Source organism: Bradyrhizobium sp. STM 3562, from assembly GCF_045571435.1.
Classification (GTDB): domain Bacteria; phylum Pseudomonadota; class Alphaproteobacteria; order Rhizobiales; family Xanthobacteraceae; genus Bradyrhizobium.
The window spans coordinates 7,111,651-7,131,398 of the sequence record NZ_CP120694.1 but is presented as its reverse complement, the minus strand read 5'-3'; the positions used below and the strand labels follow the sequence as shown (position 1 = coordinate 7,131,398).

The 19,748-nt window shown below is 63.8% G+C and carries 19 protein-coding genes; 12 read left to right on the top strand and 7 right to left on the bottom strand.

Translation table 11 applies throughout. The annotated features are described in order from the left end of the window. Nucleotides 1-31: 31 nt before the first annotated feature. The 3 genes from P6U23_RS32880 to P6U23_RS32870 all read right to left on the bottom strand — a co-directional run bounded on the left by P6U23_RS32880 (nucleotide 32) and on the right by P6U23_RS32870 (nucleotide 2,835). Complete coding sequence (locus P6U23_RS32880) at nucleotides 32-1,108, bottom strand: acyltransferase family protein (protein ID WP_407176489.1); 1,077 nt, start codon at nucleotides 1,106-1,108, stop codon at nucleotides 32-34. An 89-nt stretch (nucleotides 1,109-1,197) separates the two neighbouring features. Further along, nucleotides 1,198-2,208, bottom strand: a complete 1,011-nt coding sequence (locus P6U23_RS32875) for a glycosyltransferase (RefSeq protein ID WP_407176488.1) — start codon at nucleotides 2,206-2,208, stop codon at nucleotides 1,198-1,200. Nucleotides 2,209-2,355: 147 nt separating this feature from the next. Continuing rightward, nucleotides 2,356-2,835, bottom strand: coding sequence for a hypothetical protein (locus P6U23_RS32870; RefSeq protein WP_407176487.1), 480 nt, complete (start codon nucleotides 2,833-2,835; stop codon nucleotides 2,356-2,358). A gap of 367 nt (nucleotides 2,836-3,202) precedes the next feature. Between P6U23_RS32870 and P6U23_RS32865 the strand changes: the two genes are divergently transcribed. The 4 genes from P6U23_RS32865 to P6U23_RS32850 all read left to right on the top strand — a co-directional run bounded on the left by P6U23_RS32865 (nucleotide 3,203) and on the right by P6U23_RS32850 (nucleotide 8,266). Beyond that, a complete protein-coding gene (locus P6U23_RS32865) occupies nucleotides 3,203-3,880 on the top strand; it encodes a response regulator (protein WP_407181665.1) in 678 nt (225 codons plus the stop codon). A 188-nt stretch (nucleotides 3,881-4,068) separates the two neighbouring features. Then, nucleotides 4,069-4,764 carry a DUF1127 domain-containing protein gene (locus P6U23_RS32860; RefSeq protein WP_407176486.1) on the top strand — a complete coding sequence of 232 codons (696 nt, stop codon included), beginning with the start codon at nucleotides 4,069-4,071 and terminating at the stop codon, nucleotides 4,762-4,764. 2 nt (nucleotides 4,765-4,766) lie between these two features. After that, the gene (locus P6U23_RS32855) at nucleotides 4,767-5,759 is read left to right on the top strand and encodes a cytochrome-c peroxidase (protein ID WP_407181664.1); all 993 of its coding nucleotides are present in this window, start codon (nucleotides 4,767-4,769) and stop codon (nucleotides 5,757-5,759) included. Further along, complete coding sequence (locus P6U23_RS32850; protein WP_407176485.1) at nucleotides 5,756-8,266, top strand: two-component system VirA-like sensor kinase; 2,511 nt, start codon at nucleotides 5,756-5,758, stop codon at nucleotides 8,264-8,266. The genes P6U23_RS32855 and P6U23_RS32850 overlap by 4 nt, the downstream gene beginning before the upstream one ends. 74 nt (nucleotides 8,267-8,340) lie before the next feature. On the opposite strand, the gene P6U23_RS32845 is transcribed toward P6U23_RS32850, so the two are convergent. Continuing rightward, nucleotides 8,341-8,568: a cysteine rich repeat-containing protein gene (locus P6U23_RS32845; RefSeq protein WP_407176484.1), complete on the bottom strand. Its 228-nt coding sequence runs from the start codon at nucleotides 8,566-8,568 to the stop codon at nucleotides 8,341-8,343. A gap of 266 nt (nucleotides 8,569-8,834) precedes the next feature. On the opposite strand from P6U23_RS32845, the gene P6U23_RS32840 reads away from it, so the two are divergent. After that, nucleotides 8,835-9,071, top strand: a complete 237-nt coding sequence (locus tag P6U23_RS32840; RefSeq protein ID WP_407176483.1) for a hypothetical protein — start codon at nucleotides 8,835-8,837, stop codon at nucleotides 9,069-9,071. 968 nt (nucleotides 9,072-10,039) lie between these two features. Then, nucleotides 10,040-10,333 carry an antibiotic biosynthesis monooxygenase gene (locus tag P6U23_RS32835; RefSeq protein WP_024508293.1) on the top strand — a complete coding sequence of 98 codons (294 nt, stop codon included), beginning with the start codon at nucleotides 10,040-10,042 and terminating at the stop codon, nucleotides 10,331-10,333. A 152-nt stretch (nucleotides 10,334-10,485) separates the two neighbouring features. On the opposite strand, the gene P6U23_RS32830 is transcribed toward P6U23_RS32835, so the two are convergent. Further along, entirely contained in the window at nucleotides 10,486-11,931 is a 1,446-nt protein-coding gene (locus P6U23_RS32830; RefSeq protein ID WP_407176482.1) for a short-chain fatty acyl-CoA regulator family protein, read from the bottom strand. A gap of 173 nt (nucleotides 11,932-12,104) precedes the next feature. Between P6U23_RS32830 and aceA the strand changes: the two genes are divergently transcribed. The 3 genes from aceA (at nucleotide 12,105) to P6U23_RS32815 (ending at nucleotide 14,427) form a co-directional block, all read left to right on the top strand. After that, nucleotides 12,105-13,412 (top strand): isocitrate lyase, encoded by a 1,308-nt coding sequence (gene aceA / locus P6U23_RS32825; protein WP_407176481.1) that lies wholly within the window; start codon nucleotides 12,105-12,107, stop codon nucleotides 13,410-13,412. A 17-nt stretch (nucleotides 13,413-13,429) separates the two neighbouring features. After that, complete coding sequence (locus tag P6U23_RS32820) at nucleotides 13,430-13,642, top strand: hypothetical protein (RefSeq protein WP_024508290.1); 213 nt, start codon at nucleotides 13,430-13,432, stop codon at nucleotides 13,640-13,642. 233 nt (nucleotides 13,643-13,875) lie between these two features. Continuing rightward, a complete protein-coding gene (locus tag P6U23_RS32815) occupies nucleotides 13,876-14,427 on the top strand; it encodes a hypothetical protein (protein WP_407176480.1) in 552 nt (183 codons plus the stop codon). Nucleotides 14,428-14,525: 98 nt separating this feature from the next. Here the strand turns inward: P6U23_RS32815 and P6U23_RS32810 are convergent, their stop codons facing one another. Next, a complete protein-coding gene (locus P6U23_RS32810; protein WP_407176479.1) occupies nucleotides 14,526-15,416 on the bottom strand; it encodes a metallophosphoesterase family protein in 891 nt (296 codons plus the stop codon). A gap of 121 nt (nucleotides 15,417-15,537) precedes the next feature. Between P6U23_RS32810 and P6U23_RS32805 the strand changes: the two genes are divergently transcribed. The 3 genes from P6U23_RS32805 (at nucleotide 15,538) to P6U23_RS32795 (ending at nucleotide 17,654) form a co-directional block, all read left to right on the top strand. Further along, complete coding sequence (locus P6U23_RS32805) at nucleotides 15,538-16,029, top strand: NUDIX domain-containing protein (RefSeq protein WP_407176478.1); 492 nt, start codon at nucleotides 15,538-15,540, stop codon at nucleotides 16,027-16,029. A gap of 106 nt (nucleotides 16,030-16,135) precedes the next feature. Continuing rightward, nucleotides 16,136-17,071: a glycosyltransferase family 2 protein gene (locus P6U23_RS32800; protein WP_407176477.1), complete on the top strand. Its 936-nt coding sequence runs from the start codon at nucleotides 16,136-16,138 to the stop codon at nucleotides 17,069-17,071. 70 nt (nucleotides 17,072-17,141) lie between these two features. Beyond that, the gene (locus tag P6U23_RS32795) at nucleotides 17,142-17,654 is read left to right on the top strand and encodes a GNAT family N-acetyltransferase (RefSeq protein WP_407176476.1); all 513 of its coding nucleotides are present in this window, start codon (nucleotides 17,142-17,144) and stop codon (nucleotides 17,652-17,654) included. A gap of 28 nt (nucleotides 17,655-17,682) precedes the next feature. On the opposite strand, the gene P6U23_RS32790 is transcribed toward P6U23_RS32795, so the two are convergent. Next, entirely contained in the window at nucleotides 17,683-19,746 is a 2,064-nt protein-coding gene (locus P6U23_RS32790) for a hypothetical protein (protein ID WP_407176475.1), read from the bottom strand. Between the last annotated feature and the right edge of the window lie 2 nt (nucleotides 19,747-19,748).

Sequence of the window (19,748 nt, the reverse complement as noted above, 5' to 3'; positions counted from 1 at the left end):
AAGATGCGCACGGACGGCATCGCCGGCTCGTCTATTCGGCGGGAACGGCCGCTTTCGCCCGCGGGGCAACGAGCTTTCGCGACAAATAGGATCGGACCGGTTCATCGTAGGCACGTAGTGCCAGATAACTCAAGCCGATCACGGCCACGAAGATCAGGGGCCCCTCGATCCAGCCGTCCCGCGCACCCAGCAGCATCCTGGAAGCGCCGTTGATCCAGCAGAACAGCGGATAGTGCAGCGCGTAGATGGGGTACGAGAGGGCGCCGATCCCAAGTGCAAACGAATCTATCCTCTTTCCGAATTGAACGTGAGCGCCCGCGAGCACCAGCAGCGGGGACAGAAATAATTTCCATGCGAGTTTTACAGCGAAAGTCGCTTCATATGGAGCGAAAAAAATGACGATCATGCTTGCGGTCAGGGCCCAGAAGAGCGGTGTCCAGCCGCGCCAGGAGGGCAATCGCTGATCGAGGTGATAGATGAGAACGCCGAGCGCGAATGATGCGCCCACGTGCGGGAAACCATACCAGAACGTCTCGGTGGTATCTCCGCCGATTCCGATGAGAACAAGTATCTCCGCAGAGACGACGGCGACGACCGCGGCGACCGCCATTTGAGGCAGGTAACGGCCCGCCCACCAGATGATGTTCGCGACCACCTCGAGGAAGAGCGAGTACTGAGGTCCGTTCAGCGGGAAGAGCTGGGGTCCCCCGACGCCAGGCGGCGCATAGAAATACGGCAAGTTCAACAGGCCGAGCAGCGCAGCCGAGAAGATCGCCGCCGCCGAAACGTCGATGTGGGAGACGACGCTTCGAAAGAACACGTAAGGTGCGCTGATGGCAACCGACAGCACGATCATCGGCATCAGCCGTATCAGGCGGGTGACGATAAAGGCGTTCATGGACAGGGTGGCGATCTTCCGTCCATAGGCGAGAGGAAGCACGTAACCGCTCAGGCAGAAAAAAGTATCGACCGAGAGATTGCCGTTGGCGCAGAGCCAGGGAATATCGAGCCAGCGACCAAGATGAAATGCGAGCACCGATAAGGCCGCAAATCCCCTGATGCCGTCGAGCGTCGTGTAATGATGGGTGCGAGTAATCGGAGTGGTCATGTAAAACCGAATTTTGTGATGATGATTTGGTCAGGGCTCCGGCAATAACTGAACTTGGATCGTGTCTAACTGCAGTGAATGGGTTCGGGTTAGGCGCCCAGCGCGGCAAACTTGGCGTCCCTCATGAGCGACTTCCAGCGCATGCTGCCGTCATGGACATTCCTGTAGGAGCCCTGGCTAAGGCACGCCCAGATTTGGCGGAAGGCCGTCGACGTCGAGGCGGATTCGTAGATCGTGTGTCTGCGCGTGAGCTGGAGCAGGGCAGAGCTCAAAAACCGATGACAGCGGTCTTTGTCGAACAGCGGAAAGCTCTCGTTGGTGTCCGTCGGCATTTTCGCCACGACGTCGAGCATCTGCGAGGTGGCATCGATGTAGATTTCCGATCGCCTGCGGAGATCGAAGGCGGAATGCTTGCGCCGCTGTGAGCCGAAGAGATTGGTTGCGTGCTGCCTGTAACCCACGAGCGGGTCCTTGATCTCGGCGGTCGCGCCGACCATCTGTCCAAGCAGCATGACCCACCTGTCGTGCGCGAGCCGTTCGCTCGGTACGATGTAGTCGATGATCCTGTCCTGAATGTCCACCAGCTCGATGATCTCGCGGCGAAACACCATCGAGAACCCCCAGAAGGTGTCCCAGGGATCATAGCTGAGAGGCGGCTTGACGGTCGTATTGGTAATCCCCTGGCGAAACATGCCGATGGGATTGGAGGCGTTGTCGATGAGCGTAGCGGCGTGGGCGATAAGGGAAACCGTTCTGTCTTCGAAGAACTGCGAACACGTCTCCAGCTTCGTCGGACGCCAGACGTCGTCCTGATCGCTGAATGCGATGAAATCGCCGCGCGCGAGCAGACAGGCCTTGAGAAAATTATCCCGGAAGCCGAGCGCTTTTTCGTTGCGAATGATTTTTGTGCTGAAATGACATTGCGCCAATACGTCCTGAATGATCTGGAGCGTATTGTCGGTCGAGGCGTCGTCGGAAATGATCAATTCGAGAGGAGCCAGCGTCTGGGCGGCGATACTCTTGATCTGCTCCTCAACATACTGGGCTCCGTTATGTGTCGCGAGCACGACTGATACGGTCTTCGATGTTGGCTTGTTCATAACTCACATCGTTTGGGCGGGATGACTGCAGCCGATGCTTAAGCAGCTTAGCACAAATATCGGGGCCCGCCCCCTGCCACCACCGATGAAAAAAGCGGCAACACCGCCTCGGTCCATTCCGCTCGTGGACTCAATGACTTAAGAACGTCATATTTGAAGAGCCGCGACGGCGCGGATGCCTGCCCTGCGCGCGGTGCGGGTGCCTAGGGGAAGTTCTTGCGCGACGTCGCGACCGCCGGTGAGGGCGCCGTTCTGCGCATGGCAAGCGTCGCAGAAGCTCGCGGCGATCGCCTCGCCGCGGCGAATTTGCTCGGCCGTGCTGGTCACCTTCAGCCGCACGGCCGGCGCGCTGCGCGCATGCAGCTTGAACAGTCCGACGATCAGCACGACGCCCAGCGCCACCAGGATTGCGGACAGCAAAGCGGCAAGACTCGCGCCGCCCCATTTCAGCCAGGGATTTTTGCGTGCCAGGCACGAACGCTTGAGCGGGCCAGCAGGGCGGCGGTGGCCATCGGAACTGCGGGTTCGAACAATTCGACCATCGTCATCATCCGATGTGTCGTAGGTCGCGACGGCAGATTCGCCGTGACCTGCCGGCGAACCGACCGGACGGCTCGGCCGCGGCATTGGGGACCAGCACTGGCGGAATTATCGGACGCGCGATGCCAAATTCATTTCGCTGGAGCCCCTTCGCGTTACGGCTGTAACCAAGCGCCTCATCGGCGGCGCTGCGACGCCGACAAGTCGCTCGAAAAAATCGCGAACCGATAACAGATCGCTCTCTGAAACGTGTGCTGCAGCGCAAGGTCGTGTGCCCTATAGGCGGTACCGGGGGGCGCCGGAGAATATGATGACTGAAAGGACCGAGAGCCCCGCGGCCCGCCCAGCCAGCCAATTCGACAGCAATGCATTTGCGCCGCCCGGACCAGCGTCCGCGAGCAACAGCACGGATCGCAAATCGCCGGTGTGCCTGGTCGTCGAGGACGACAGCACCATGCGGCATCTGGTGACGAATTATCTTGAGGATCACGACATCCGCGCGATCTCCGCCTCGCGCCGGGACGAGGTGGCGGGCCTGCTGGCCCGCAGCCAGCCGGACCTTGTGGTGCTTGATCTCAGGCTTGGCCAGGAAGACGGTCTCGATCTCTTGCGCGAGATCCGCGCGAACTCCGATGTGCCCGTGATCATCACCACGGGGCATCGGCGCGACGAGATCGACCGTGTGGTCGGACTGGAGCTCGGAGCCGACGATTACATCACCAAGCCGTTTGGCTTGCGGGAGCTCCTGGCGCGCATCCGCGCCGTTTTGCGGCGTCGGGAAGCCGGACAGACCGCGGCCCAGCGCGACGTCGAGAAAGGCCGCTGCCGTTTCGGTGATTGGCAGCTTGACCGCCGGAGCCGGCGACTGACCAATTCGCGCGGCGAGCCGGTCGCCCTGACCAAGGGCGAGTACGCGCTCTTGCTCGCCTTTGTCGACGCGCCACAGCGCCCGCTCTCGCGCGAGCATCTCCTGCAGGCGACCCGAATTCACGAAGATGTCTTTGATCGCAGCATCGACGTGCAGGTGCTGCGTCTTCGGCGCAAGCTGGAATCGGATCCGAGCTCGCCGTCCATCATCCGCACCGAACGCGGCGTAGGCTACGTCTTCGCGCTGCCTGTCGAACAGCTCTGATGCGAGAGCGCAGGGCCGAGTGGAATCCGAGCACCTCGCCGCGACCACGAGGCCGCGCGACGCCCGCTCCCAGGCCGGGCGCGGCGTCGGGCCGCATTACAGCCGTAGCCTTAATTTGCGGCAGCGGAATGCTGCGGAAACATCCGCGCGACAGAGTCTCTCTGACTCGCATTGCCAGGGAGATACCGATGCCATTCTCGAAGCAATTGTCCTCAAGGCAATTGTCCGTCGTCCAGGCGGAATCGCAAACTCAACAGACACTCCGGATCGATAGGCATCCGATTCCGATCCGCCCTTTCGATGGTGACCGGCTCGCGATCGCGCGGCAGGGTACCGCGCGACGGGACATCCCGCCGGCGCTGTTTCGCTTCACCTTCGAAGCGTTCGCGCGACTGGCGGCCTGCGCCGGGACGACGTTTCCGAACGGCCTGCTGGGCATCGTCACCTGGGTGATTGGCGAATTTCTCGCCGGCTGCGCCGCTTACGGCGAGGCCATGTACATGGTACCCGTGCCGGCTGACGATGAAGCGGAGGCGGCAAGCCCGCCGCCATCAGTGTTGCCGCGCGCCCGCGGAGACGCCGCAAGCCCGCGGCCCAAGCTGCGCGTGATTGCCGGCACCGCAGCGTCGGGTGTCGAGAGCCGCGAACCGCTTCCGCTATCGGAGCCGCTGGAGCCCTTGCTGTCGACATCGCCGCAAGAGGCGCCTTCGCCCTGGTATGTGTCGATCAGCGCCGCCGCAACGGTGTGGCTTGCGAGCGTACGGCAGGCGCGCGTGCGGCGCCGCGCCGTCCTCGAACTCGAAGCGCTCGACGACCGATCGCTACGCGACATTGGCCTTTGCCGCAGCGATGTCGAAGCCGCCGTCAAGAGCGGACGCTGGTGAGGATGATGCGGGCATGGTCGCCAGCGTTCAGCGCGCGCCTGTCTCCTCCGCTCTGGGGATTGGCTTGCGTCGTCGTGCTGCTGGTGAGCATCGCGGCGACCCAGGCTCCGGCGCCGCCGCCAGCACCTCCGCAAACCAACCACACGGCCGACCAGGAGCCGATCACGCCTATACCGCCGCCGCCCGCCGCCGATCCGCTGAAGCTGGCGCTGGGCGAACGCCTGTTCGGCGACGGCCGCCTCTCCGAGACCGGAAATGTCGCCTGCTCGTCCTGCCATGATCTCAGCACCAACGGCGCCGGCAACAGGCGCAGAATGGCGCAGGACGGCACGCGGCTGACGTTCGACACGCCGACGGTGTTCAACGCCGCGCTCAGTTTCCGCCTGAACTGGGAGGGCAATTTTCGCACCCTGGCGGCGCAGGCCGTATCCTCGATTGAAAGTCCGGGCAATGATATGCACTCGAGTGTCGTCGAGGTCGTTCGCAAGCTGAACGCCGATCCGGCCATCAGCCGGAAGTTTTATGCCGCCTATGGGCAGGCACCCGATCGCGACAATTTTCTGGATGCGCTGGTGACGTTCGAGCGCTCTTTGCTCACGCCGGGAAGCCGGTTTGATCGCTGGCTCGAAGGCGGGGCGACAGCGCTCTCTTCGGACGAACTCGAAGGGTATCGCATATTCAAATCATACGGGTGCAGCTCCTGTCACCAGGGCGTCAATGTCGGCGGCAATTTGTTCGAGCGGCAGGGTGTGTTTCGGCCCTTGGTTGAAGGACAGCCCAAGATCGTGCGCGTGCCGAGCCTGCGCAACGTCGCGACGACGGCGCCCTATTTTCATGACGGTAGCGCCGCGACGCTCGAAGAGGCGGTGCGCCGGATGGCGGCGGCGCAGCTCGACCGCACGCTCACCGATCAGCAGGTCGCATCCGTGGTGGCGTTCCTCCAGACGCTGACCGGGAATTATCGCGGCAAGCCCGTTGTAGGAGCCTCTCCATGAGAGCAGCCCCTGCAACGGCTATCGTCGTCATTCTGGTCGCATTGCTCACCTGGTTCTCCTCGCGCGCCTCCAATCCCGACGCCGAGCTGTTCGACCGCGCTCTCGCCCAGCTCGATCGTTTCGGCATGTTCGAGAACGCGCTGTATCGTGACATCTTCACCGCGCGCGCCGGCATGCTGCGCAACTACGATCCGCTGGTGAGCGAGATCAACTTGCTGCGCGCCTCGCTCGAACGTCTGAGCCGTGCATCCGACCTCGATGACGAAACCACGCTGGCCGTCGATCGGCTGGCGCTCTCGCTCGACCGCCAGGAGCAGTTGCTGGAGCTGTTCAAGAGCGAAAACGCGCTGCTGCACAACTCGCTGGCCTTTTTCGGACGTCTCGGCGTCAATTCGCTCACGCCGGATCTCGATCCGGCGATCAGCGCGGCCGCCGCCGCGATCCTGCACCTTTCGCTCGATACGTCATCCTCGGCGGTCGGCGATGTCGAGGACCGCTTGCACGAGCTAGACGAGCAGGCCTCTCGCAGTGGCCGTGCGGCGTCCGTGGAGGCGCTGCTCGCGCATGGGCGTCTGCTGCACAGGTTGCTGCCCTCCGTCGACAACACGTTGAAGTCCATGCGGGCGCTGCCGGAGAAGCGCGACGAGGAAGCCCTGCGCCGCCTGATCCTGGCGCGCCAGATGACATCGCGCGAGTCGGCCCGGTGGTTTCGTCTCTTGCTGTACAGCACCTCGCTGGTGCTCGTGGGATTCCTCGTTTACCTCGGCACCCGACTGAGATCGGGCGCCCAGGCGCTGCGCCGCCGCGCCGCGCTCGAGCATGTGATCGCCGGCATCTCGATGCGCTTCATCAACGCATCGCCGCAGAACATCGATCGTGCAATCGACGGCGCATTGGCCGCTCTCGCGGCCTATAGCGACTCGGATCGCATCTATTTCATGATGTCCGGCCCCCGGCAGCGTCTGCACGTCTGGCATAAGCCCGGCATGGAGCCGCCGCCCGGCTGGCCCGCGCGGGCTCCCGAGCTGGCCCGTCGGATCGGCGCCGGGTCGGATGGCGTCGTCCACATTCCCCGCGTCGGCTCCATGCCGGTGGGCGACGACAAGGCGGCCTGCCTCGATGTCGGCCTGGGAGGATGGGCCTGCGCGACCAACATCGACAGTGCCGGCGTCAGCGTCGCGCTCGGCTTTGACACCGTCGGCCGGCCCAGTCGCATTTCGCAGACAGGCGAACTCGCGCTGTTGCGAATGGCGCTCGACACCTTTGTTCAGGCCATCGAGCGGCAATCCATGGAGAAGGAGCGTACGCGCCTGGAGGTACGTTTGCAGCAGGCGCGGCGCATGGAGAAGATCGGCATCTTCACCAGCGGCATCGCCCACAACTTCAACAACATATTGGGCGGGATTCTCGGCCATTCCGAAGTGATGGAAGAGTATGTCGGTTCGGACGCAAAGCTTGTGCGCAATCTCGGTGCGATCCGGCGCGGCGCGGAGCGGGCGCGAGATCTGGTCGACCAGATCCTGGTTTTCGGCCGCCGCCGCGAGATCGGCCACAAGCCGCTCAGCGTCGGCGCGTTGGTCTCCGAAACCGCGTCCCTCATGGAGGCCTCGCTGGCGCCGGGCATCGATCTCATCATTCGTCAGCCACCGGCCGCCACCGTCGTATCCGGCGAGAGTGCGCAGCTCCAGCAGGTGATTTTCAATCTCTGCAACAATGCGGCCAATGCGATGCCGGGCGGCGGCCATATCGAGGTCGCGACCGAACTGCACGAGCTGTCGCAGTCGCGTTCGCTGAGCCACGATGAGATCAAGCCCGGCTCTTACGTCTGCGTCGTCGTGACCGATACCGGCGCGGGCATGGACGAGCTGACGCTGGCACGGATTTTCGAGCCATTCTTCACGACACGATCGTCCGGCAACGGCCTTGGGCTTGCCACGGTGCGCGAGATCGTCCGCGACCATGGCGGTGCGGTCAACGTGCAGAGCAAATTGGGCGAGGGCAGCCGTTTTGAGGTGTGGTTACCGCGGCTGGCGGCCGAGCTGACGCCCGAGCCGGGGGCGGGCATCCTTCCGACGGGAGAAGGCCAGACAGTGATGCTTGTGGCGCTGGACGAAGAGCGCGTGCTGCGGGACGAGGAGACGCTCGCGGCGCTTGGGTATGAACCGGTCGGATTCGCCACCGCGGAGGCGGCGCTCGCCGCCTGCGCCGCTGCCCCCGATCGTTTTGACATGGCGATCATCAGCCAGTTCGGGTCGGTCAGGCAGTCGCTTGAACTTGCGGCTTTATTGCATGCGGCCGTGCCGCGTCTGCCCATCGTGCTGGCCAACAAGGGGGCGATCGAAGCCGGCGCCGATATACTGATGGGCGCCGGCGTGGCCGACATCGTGCGCTGGCCCATTGTCGCCGAGGAGATTGCCGTGGCGCTCGCGCATTGCGCGGCCGCGGCCAGATCGGAAACGGCGCCGCAGCGCCGGCTGGCGCGGATCGCGTCCTGCCCGGTGGAATGAACCGGCTTTGCGGCGCAGGCGTCTGTCTGCTGCCGCGCGCTGCTCAGACCTCCGCGGCCGTCTGGAGGCGGACCTTACATGCCGTGACTCTCGAACACTTTCCGGCAGGCCGAGGAAAGCCTGTGGCGGTGCTGCTCCAGACATTGCCGCACCGCGCTATCATCGCCCAGGACGCGTCGGCAAAACCGCGAGGCGTCGCGCGAGCAGGCCTGCTGCTCTTCTGGCGTCCCGGCATGGCCTTGCGCCAGAACTGAGGACGAGGGCGCAAGCGCCACGATCAACGCGATTGCAAATTTACCCATGTTTCCGATCCAAGAATTTCATCTGCCCAGTGAACGTCCCGAAGTCTCAAAACTTCAAAGACGCTCGCTTGGTTCCGAGAGCTCGGCTCCTCGCGCGCGGGTCTGTCTGCAACTCCGACGAGCTCGCTCGGCGCATCGAGGATAGGCAGGTGCGCAAGTACGGCACGCTGCGTTCACTTCTATCCTCGCGGCCGAGAGCTGAACGCGTGTTTGCGCCTGTACGCCCGAGGGCATTCGGCCTAAGCTTGCACCTGCGAGGACAGGCTATGGGCGATTTTGACGATCGGACTCAGGCCAACATGGACGTGGTGCTCGATGAGGTCTGTGCCGAGCTGCCGAACGGCGGCGACCATGAGAGCCGCAAGTTCGTTGCTGAGCAGCTCATCCAGGCCGCGCGCGCCGGAAAGACGACGCTCGGCGAACTGACCTATATCGGCCGGCGCGCCCTCGTTCAGCTCAAGAAAAGGTCGGCGGCGCCCGATGAACAATCCAACGGCGGCTGAGCAATCGCTTTGATGCTGGCGAGAGCGTCTGAACACCTGTGAAATCTACGTCGCGATCTTCCGTCAGTTCGTAGGGTGGGCAAAGGCGCGCCGCGCCGTGCCCACCATTTCCGACACGCGATCAGGAAACGGTGGGCACGCTGCGCTTTGCCCACCCTACGAACGGCTAACAATGACTTGGCTCGTCGGGCAAATCATCTCGTTCTTGCGTGCACTTGCTGCTCGTGCGTCCTGCAGGGATCTAAAAGGAATCTGAAAAGGCGTTGCGTGTAAAAACTAATTTCGTGAGCTCTTTCAACCTGATTTGGGTCGTCCAGATCCGATCGAAAAAATATATCGCTTGGCGCTTGCCCCAAATCAGTCGCATCTTCTTCGCGTCCTGCCTCGCTGAGGGGCGTACGCGTCGTCACGGACGTTGAGTGCGGGATGCGGTGGACGCGAAGATGTCGAGAGACGAACGGCATTGTTTCGCGGACGGTGAAGTCGTGTGGTTCTGGCGCCCCATGGCTGGTGCTAAGTTGGCGAAGATGCGCAAGCGCATCTCGCTGACGACGGTGACAACAAAGTCTGGCTCACCGGGAAGAGCGCGAAGTAAGCCGTAAACCACTGCGCAGGGAAGGTCGGAGTGAACCCGGCTGTACCTGTGGTTGCTCCCGTGTGCATTCTTAGCGCATCTGCCGCACACGGGGCCATGGGTGCGGCGGACACCCGGCCTTCCCTGCGCCCTCTGCTATCGAGGGACGAGAAGATGCAGAACTCGGGCGCGGATCGCGCGGCGAGAACGAGAAGTCGTGTCGCCGTCTTTGTCGTGGCCCATCCTTCGAGGCGCGGCGTCGGATAGGCGCTTGGAAAATTGCAATCAGGCGCTCCGTATCACATGGATCGGAAGTACCGCATGAAGTACGATGGCGACAGCAAGCGCGCAGGCAAGACGCGCCTCATCATCGACAAGCCCGAAGGAGGAACCCATGTATGCCGCGATCCGTCAGGCCAAGGCAAAAGCGGGAAGTGCCGAGGAGCTGGCGCGCCGGATCAAGGAGGGCGCGATTCCCATCATCAGCGACGTCGAGGGCTTTATGGGTTACTACGTCGTCTATGCCGGCGACGACACGGTCACGGCGATCAGCATCTTCAACAAATACGAGCAGGCCGAGGAGGCGAACCGGCGCGCGCTCGCCTGGGGCGAGCAAAATCTCGCGCCGCTGCTGGTCGGCCCTACGACCGCAGTCGCCGGCCCGGTGATCGTGCATACGCTGGCGTGAGGGAGCGTCACCCATCTACGTCGTCCCAGCGAAAGGGGGGACCCATAACCGCAGGCGGCCGTTGCGGCGAAGGTCGTCGGCCATTCGGTCCTACGGACACGTTTCGCGGTATGGGTCCCGGCTTTCGCCGGGACCACAAGAGAGAGTGCGCCTCACAATTCCCTTGCGTTGGAAAACATGAATGAGCTCACCCGCCGCGTGTTCTCATCCAAGATCAGCGTGCGCGTGATCGGGGGCTCGGCGCGTTGGCTGCAGTTTTCGCGCTCGCAGAGGCGGCAGTTGACGCCGATCGGCGTGCCTTCCGTTTTCTCCAGATCCATGCCGGCGGCGTAGACGAGTTTCGAGGCATGGCGGATCTCGCAACCCAGACCGATCGCAAAGCGCGGCTGCGGCAAGGGATGCGGTGCAATGGGGCGGCGCACCATCTGCGCGATCGAGAAATAACGCGTGCCGTCAGGCAGTTCGATCACCTGCCTGAGCAGCCGGTCTGGGGTGTCGAAGGTCGAATGCACGTTCCACAGCGGGCAGGTGCCGCCGAATTTCGAGAACGGAAAGGTGCCGGAGGAGAAGCGCTTGGAGACATTGCCCGCATTGTCGACGCGGAGCATGAAAAAGGGAATGCCGCGCGCGTTCGGGCGCTGCAGTGTGGTCAGGCGATGACAGACCTGCTCGAAGCCCGTATTGAACCGCTGCGCCAGCACGTGCAGGTCGTAGCTCAGCGCCTCGGCCGCGGAAAGGAAAGCCTGGTAGGGCATCATCACCGCGGCGGCAAAATAGTTCGCGAGCGTGATCCGGTAGAGCCGGCGCGGCGCGTCATCCAGTGCGCCGGCGCGGCCGACCAGGGTCTCCAGCAGGGGGGCGCATTCGGCAAGTCCGATCTGGAACGCAAGCTGGAAGGTGCGCGCCGAGCCGTCCACCAGCTCGGAGATCAAAAGCTGTCGCCTGTGGCGGTCGAAGCGGCGCAGCGTCTCGCGCATGACGTCGACCGGCATGATGCGGGTGGTGATGGAGTGCTTTTCGCGCAGCCGCGCGGCAAGGGCGGCATAGAGGCCCTCGGCGGGCACGTTGAGTTCGTCGCGCAGATTTTCCGCGGCTTGTTCGAGCTCGCCGAAATAATTGCGGTTGGCTTCGATCAGCTCGCGCACGCGCTCGATCGGATTGGTGTCGAAGCGGTTGGCGACATCGCGGTCGGCCATTTGCGCCGCCGCCAGCGTCTCGCCGCGCCGTGCCTCGATATAAGCAGCATAGAGCCGCTGCAGCGCGTGGGTCACGCCAGGACAGAGCTCGGCAAGGTCGCGCAGTTCCTGCTTGGGCAGCTCGATCTGGCGGAACAGGGGGTCGGAAAAGATCTCGTTCAGCTCGGCGAAGAACCGGTCCTCGTCCGCTGTGGCGAGATCGCGCAAGTCGAGGTCGTAGGCTTCCGCCAGCCGCAGCAGGATCTGCGCCGTGACCGGGCGCTGGTTCCGCTCGATCAGGTTGATGTAGCTCGGCGAGATGCCCAGTCCTTCCGCGATCTGGGTCTGCGACAGGCCGAGCTGCTGGCGGATGCGGCGGAAACGCGGGCCGACGAACAGCTTTTTTCCGGTATCGGCAGGCATGGCAGCTTCTCTGACCTATCTTGTGACAAATTTTACAAAGTAACATTTAACACAAAGAGGTATGTTACATCGCATCACCAATCAAAAGCAAGGAAACTGTACTTATCGGCGGGATTCGCGTTTACCTCCTGACACGCATTTCGCAATGCACTGTCACGATTGTGGAGAGAAAAATGGCGAAGACCTTTGAGCAGCTTGTGCCTGCGCCGGCAGGCCGTTTTGACGGTATCACCCGTCCCTACAGCCCGGCCGAGGTGGAGCGGCTCCGCGGCTCCGTGCCGATCGCCTATACGCTCGCCGAGCGCGGCGCCAACCGGCTGTGGAAGGCCCTGCAGAGCGAGCCCTATGTCCACTCGCTCGGCGCGGTCACCGGCAATCAGGCGATGCAGCAGGCGCGCGCTGGCCTGCCCGCGATCTATCTCTCGGGCTGGCAGGTTGCCGCCGATGCCAACACCGCTGGCGCGATGTACCCGGACCAGAGCCTCTATCCGGCCAACGCCGGCCCCGAGCTCTGCCGCCGCATCAACCGCGCCCTGCAGCGGGCCGACCAGATCGAGCACTCCGAAGGCGGCGCCAAGGTCGACTGGTTCCTGCCGATCGTCGCCGATGCGGAAGCCGGCTTCGGAGGTCCGCTCAACGCGTTTGAGATCATGAAGGCCTATATCGAGGCGGGCGCGGCCGGCGTTCACTTCGAGGACCAGCTCGCGTCGGAAAAGAAGTGCGGCCACATGGGCGGCAAGGTGTTGATCCCGACCGCGGCCCATGAGCGCAACCTGATCGCGGCGCGTCTGGCTGCCGACGTCTGCGGCGTGCCGACCTTCGTGATGGCGCGCACGGATGCGGAAAGCGCGAAGCTGATCACCTCCGATATCGACGAGCGCGACCGCGAGTTCATCACCGGCGAGCGCACCGCGGAAGGCTTCTACCGCTTGAAGCCGGGCACGGGTCTCGCGCATTGCATCAAGCGCGGCCTCTCCTTCGCGAAATATGCGGACCTGTTATGGTGGGAGACCTCGACGCCGAACCTCGACGATGCCAAGGCGTTCGCGGAGGCCGTGCGCAAGGTCTATCCGAACAAGATGCTCGCCTATAACTGCTCGCCCTCATTCAACTGGGAGGCCAACATCGACAAGGCGACGATCGCAAAATTCCAGCGCGAGATCGGCGCGATGGGCTATAAATTCCAGTTCGTGACGCTGGCGGGCTTCCACTCGCTCAACCACGGCATGTTCGAGCTGGCGCGCGGCTACAAGACCGAGGGCATGGCGGCCTATTCCCGCCTGCAACAGGCCGAGTTCGCCTCGGAGAAGTTCGGCTACTCGGCAACGCGCCACCAGCGCGAAGTCGGTACCGGTTATTTCGACCTGGTCTCGACCACCATCACCGGTGGCCAGTCGTCGACCACGGCGCTGCACGACTCGACCGAAACCGCGCAGTTCAAGTCGCAGGGTTCGGACATCCACGTTCAGGCTGCTGAATAGCTTTTGAGGAGGAGATCATGACCAAAGGCAGCAATTTCTGGGTGATTGGCGGCGAGTTCGGCTCGATGAACTTCCACAAGCTCGTGGAAGGCTCGGCCCAGGTCAAAGGTCCCTTCAAGACCCGCAAGGAAGCCGAGGACTGCTGGCGCGAGGTGTCGGAAGAACACCGCCACAAGGCCGGCGTGCGCTTCTCGATCGTGGAGGAGCCCAGTCGCATCGCGGCGGCCTGAGAGGCCTCATGGCCGGGTAGAGCATGATCCGGAAAAGTGGGTACCGGTTTTCCGATAAGATCATGCTCCCGAAATAAAATGCCCAAGGCAGATGGCTCCATCCGGATCTCCGGGTGGGGCCGTTTGCCTGTTTCATCCCCAGGCAGATAAGTCCTTGAGACTAAAGCTGCTTTGCGCGGGTTCTGGTTACTGATAGGCTAACGGGGTCAAAACCCACCTTTTAAGGCCGTCAGATGTCAGAGGCGCAAACTACGCAAAGCACAGCCGAGAGCCGGCCGATCAGCTTGCGCGATGCGCTCCGCAAGGCGCGGATCGAGGCCGCCGACCGCACCGGTGTCGTAGTCGACCTGCGCGATGCGGAAGTGGCGCGGCTGGAAATCCTGAACGAGGCGCTCGATCCCGTGTTCGCGCAGGTGCCGGGAGACATCGACCTGTTCGATCGCGGCATCAGCCAGGGCGAAACGCCGCGGTTATGGATCGATGTCGTGGCCCATGTCGTGATGGGACGCGACAAGCGCATCTACCGCTTCGTGCAGGACACGCGCTTTGGCCGCATCGTGCTTGCGGAGTCGCACGACGTGCCGGCCATCGTCGAGGCGGTGACCGATTATGTCGCCCGCCGCATGATCGAGCGCGAACATGCGCTGGCCGCGACGCCGGCGCCCAAGCCGGTTGCGGCCGAGAAGCGGCGCCGCCGCGGCGTCTGGGTGTTCGCGTTCGGCTTCGTGCTCGGCGCGCTGGCGCTGTTCGCGCTCGCGCTGGTTGCTGCCTTGCAGAATTTGTGAATTGCCTCCGTCGTTCCGGGGCGATGCGAAAGCACCGAACCCGGAACCTCGAGCTTCCGGGTTCGCGCTGGCGCGCGCCCCGAAATGACGAGAGCGACCTATATCAACCGCGTGCGATTGAGCTCCACAACGTGCAGGGTCTCGTTCATGCCGCGCACGATTTGGTCGCAGCGCCAGCCATTGCCTTCGCGTGCGATCGAGAACAGGTTGTATGCGGCGGCGGGATGGCGGCCATGGGGAAGCGCAGAGGCCGACGGCACGCCGATGGCGGGGATCTTGCCGTCCGGCCCGTCGATCCAGATGGTGGAGTGAATGTGGTCGTGACCGTGCAGGATCAATTGCACGCCGTGCCGGCGCAGGATGGCGCGCAGCTCGGCCGCATCGGTCAGCCGCTTGATGTAGGAATCCGAGCGCAGCGGATGATGCACCAGGAGCACGCGAAACAGCGGTTCGGCGGACAATTGATCGAGCAAGCCTGCGAGCGCCGCGAGCTGGTCGCGCCCCAGGGTGCCGGTCGCGAAGAACGGCGGGGTCGGCAGCGCGGAGGAGAGGCTGATCAGCGCAAGCGGACCGCGCCGGCGCAGCGACGGAAAGCGCGCATCGGCCGCGGCCGCATCGCCGCGCAGATAGTCCGCGAAGATCCGGCCAAAGCAATGGCTGGTCGCGCGCACATAAGCGTCGTGATTGCCGGGAATGGCGGTCACCTGCTCGGGCGTGCCGATCGTCTGCAGCCAGCGGGCCGCCGGCCCAAATTCAGCGCTCAGCGCCAGATTGACGAGATCGCCGGTGACTGCGATGTGGTCGGGCGCCTGCCTCTTGAGGTCCGCGGACACGGCATCAAGCACGTCCCGACGGTGATATTTATGGCGGTTACGCGTCCAGTTGAGATAGCCCAGCGCACGCTTGCCCATGAGTTCGGACAGGCGCGGCGCGGGCAGCGGCGGCAGATGCGGATCCGACAGATGTGCAAGGGTGAAGGTGGACGTCATCCAATCCCCTGTCGCGCAACTGTAAGCGATTGCATGGCTACCACGTGAGACCCTTCCGAATGCTCATCTATTCGCAAGCCGCTGGCGCCGGCGCAACTGCAAACGCCGACGGAGGAGACGCATGACCGGCAAGGGGGAGGGCTTGCGAAGGCGCCTGGAGCCGTGGCTGCGGCGCCTGTTTCACTTCTATTGGCGCTTCGCCCGCGGTATGACGCTGGGCGTGCGTGCCGTGGTGCTGGACGGCGAGAATCGCATCTTCCTGGTGTTGCACAGCTATGTCTCCGGCTGGCATCTGCCTGGCGGCGGCGTCGAGGTCGGCGAGAGCCTCACGGAGGCGCTGAAACGCGAATTGATGGAGGAGGGACGCATCGAGCTTGCCGCGCCGCCGGCGCTGCACGGCGTATTCTTCAACAGCCACGTGTCCCGACGCGACCATGTCGTGGTCTATGTGGTCAGAAGCTACCGCCAGGACCGCCTGCCCGAGCCTAACAGCGAAATCGCCGCCTGCGGCTTCTTCGCGCCCGATGCCCTCCCGGAGGGCACCACGAAAGGTACGCGCCTGCGGATAGCGGAAGTGCTCGAGGGGAGGCCGCCCATTGCAACGTGGCGGTGATGCCACGTGGCAGTGGATGATAAGCCTGTCGGAGGGGCGGCCAGGGCTCTGGTCGTGATATGCAGCCGGGGGCCTGGTGAACCTCCATGGACGGACGTTTTCGAAAATGAGCCTGTCATCGCTGCGGATTGCCGTTCTGATCCCCTGCTTCAACGAGGAGGCGGCGATCGCGACCGTGGTCGGTGATTTTCGCAAGGCGCTGCCTGCTGCGGAAATCTATGTCTACGACAACAATTCGCGCGACCGGACCGTCGCTGTCGCCCGGCAGTCCGGCGCAACCGTGCGCAGCGAACGGCGGCAGGGCAAAGGGCATGTGGTGCGGCGCATGTTCGCCGACGTCGACGCGGACGTCTATGTTCTGGTGGATGGGGACGCCACCTACGACGCCCCGAGCGCGCCGCGCATGATCGAGCGCCTAGTACAGGAGCATCTCGACATGGTGGTGGGGCTGCGGATCGATCAGGTCCAGGCCGCCTATCGCCGGGGCCACCGCACCGGCAATTGGATGTTGACGAGCTTCCTGTCCTCGGTGTTCGGCCAGGCGTTCAAGGACATCCTGTCCGGCTATCGGGTGTTCTCGCGCCGTTTCGTCAAGTCCTTTCCGGTGCTGTCGGATGGTTTCGAGATCGAAACCGAATTGACGGTCCACGCGCTCGAACTGGCGCTGCCTGTTGCCGAGGTCGAGACGCCCTATTTCGCTCGCCCCGAGGGCTCGTTCAGCAAGCTGAATACCTGGCGCGACGGCCTTCGGATTCTCGGCACTATCCTCAAGCTCTACCGCTCGGAAAAGCCGCTGCGATTCTTCACCGCCATCGGCATCTTCCTGGCGCTGGTGTCGGTCGGGCTCGCGATCCCGATCTTCATCACCTACCTCGAACAAGGAGTCGTTCCCCGCCTGCCGACGGCGGTGTTGTCGACCGGCCTGATGATCGTGGCGATCCTTTCAGTCTCCTCGGGGCTCGTGCTCGACACTGTGACGCGGGGGCGGCGCGAAATGAAGCTGCTTGCCTATCTCTCGCAGCCGCCCGTCAACAAGTCATGATGCGTTTCGGTTCATTGGGGGCGTGTGGGGCAATGGACCGCACGCGCCGCGGATGCTAAGGCGCGTTCGCATGAATGATTTGTCCCTGACCATCGCACCGGAAGACCCGAAGGACGCCCAGGCGATCGAACGCTTGCTCGAACGTACCTTCGGCCCCGGCCGTTTCGTGCTTAGCGCCTACCGCCTGCGCGAGCATGTCGACCATCTGCTCGATCTCTCCTTCACCGCCCGTATCGGCACGCTCCTGGTCGGATCGGTGCGGCAATTACCGATCTGTGTCGGCGATACCAAGGCTCTGCTGCTTGGGCCGCTCACCGTCGAGCCGCCGTTTCGCGGCCGCGGTGTCGGGCGGGCGCTGCTCGAGCGCGCGCTCAAGGAGGCGAAGGCCAAAGGCCATCGCCTTGTGCTGCTGGTGGGCGACGAGCCCTATTATAGCCGGGTCGGCTTCAGGAAAGTGCCGAAGAGCAGGGCGACCATGCCGGGACCGGTCGACTACGATCGGCTCTTGGTCGCCGAACTCGCCGACAACGCCTTCGACGGTGTTTCGGGAGCGATCCGCCCCGACTGGGATTTTGCGAAATAGTGCGAGGCCCGCCTGCTGTCTGACGGTCTCAACGTCCCTCGCGCAGCCAGGTCGCGGCGAACGCGCCGAGCAGCAGCAAGAGCCCGATCAGGCCGGCGAAGATCGGCAGCACGCCGACACCCTTGACGACGCTGGCATCGCGCAGCCGTACACCCATCCAGCCCTCGCCGTGGAAAACGCCGGACGAACGCACGCCCACGATGCGCGGCAGCTCGACGCTTGACCCGTCCGCCACGCGCCTCGCATCGCCGCCCGTCGCCTGCGCGAGCGGCTTCAGCGTATCGGTCGTGGAGGTCACTTCCGAGAATTCCTTTGGGTTGGTGGGGCCGACATTGATCAGCGCCTTCAGCGTGCCATCCGTCGCCTGCCAGAGCCCAAGCTCGCTCGCCGGCAGCGTCGCGCGCCATTGCCCCGGTTCGCCCTCGCTAAGCGTCAATTCCTTGGTGGTGCCCGACGGGGAGGTCACCGTAACAGGCGAGACGCTGTCGGACATCGTCTGTCGGATCACTTCAAGATCGTGCCCTTGAACCTTCAGGCGCAGTGCTTCCTCGTCGAGATCCGGCTGCTTCATGAGCCAATGCGACATGCGCCGCAACAGGTCGAGATGCGGGCCGCCCTCCTCGTAGCCGCGCGCCCATAGCCAGATATGGTCGGTCAGCAGCAGCGCGACGCGTCCCTCGCCGTAATGCGACAGGAGGAGCAGCGGTTTTCCGTCGGCCCCGGTCATGACGGGCGCCGTGGTTGCATTGCGCGTATCGACCGTGCGGAAGAAGCGGCTCCAATGCGGCGGCTCGCTTGCCGAGCCCTCAAGCCCGCGCGTCACCGGATGGCGTTTGCCGGCATCGGAGAGGTGCGCGTAGAACGGCTTTTCGGTGACGCCGACGGGCTCCGCCGGCAACACCGAATCCAGCGGCGTGCGCCAGATGCTGGTGTTTGAGGCGTAGTCGGGACCGGCCGAGACCAGCACCGCGCCGCCCGAGCGCACATAGCGCGCGATATTGTCGAAATAGGCGACCGGCAGCACGCCTTGCCGCGCGTAGCGATCGAAGATGATCAACTGGAATTCGTTGATCTTCTGCTGGAACAATTCGCGCGTGGGGAAGGCGATCAGCGACAATTCGTTGATCGGCGTGCCATCCTGTTTTTCGGGCGGGCGCAGAATGGTGAAATGCACGAGATCGACACTGGCATCCGATTTCAAGAGGTTGCGCCAGGTGCGCTCGCCCGAATGCGGCTCGCCAGAGACGAGCAGCACCCGCAACTTGTCACGCACGCCGTCGATCGCCACCACCGCGCGGTTGTTCACCGGCGTGAGTTCGTTCTCCAGCGGCGAGGCCTCGATCTCGACGATGTTCGGTCCCTCATGCTTGATGTCGACATCGACGCTCGAGGTCTGCCCGCTTTGCAGGGTGCGCTCGCTGATCGTCTCGCCGTCGCGGCGGATCGTGACCTTGGCGCGCTCGCCGGTCACGCCCTGATCATCGAGCCGGTAGGTGATGGTCTGCGTTTGTCCGACGATGCCGAAGCGCGGCGCGGCGGTCACGGCAATGCGACGGTCGCGTTCGTTCTTCGCCCCGGTGACCAGGGCATGGACTGGCGCTTGAAAGCCGAGCGCGTTGGCATTGGCGGGAATGTCGTGCACGCGCCCGTCGGTGATCAGGAACGCGCCGGCGACGCGGTCGACCGGAACGTCCGACAGCGCCGAAGACAGCGCGCCGAACAGATGGGTACCGTCCGTCTCGCCGTCCGCCTGTCCGGCCTCGACGACGCGGACCTCCAGCCCCTTGATCTTCTTCAAGGCATCGACGAGCTCGGTGCGGGCCTGTTCGGTCTGCTTGTTGCGGTCGCCGAAATTCTGGCTGGGACTCTTGTCGACCACGACCGCGGCCACCGAGTTCAGGGGTTCGCGGTCCTCGCGGGTGAATGACGGATTGGCGAGCGCCAGCACGATCAGCGCAAGCGCCGCAACGCGCACGGCCGCGCCGCGCGCGCGGGCGAGCAGAAGCACTGCCGCGATCACCACGATCGCGCCGATCGCGATCCAGAGCACGAGCGAGGGAACAAGCGGCGTGAAGGCGATGCCGTAGTTCATAT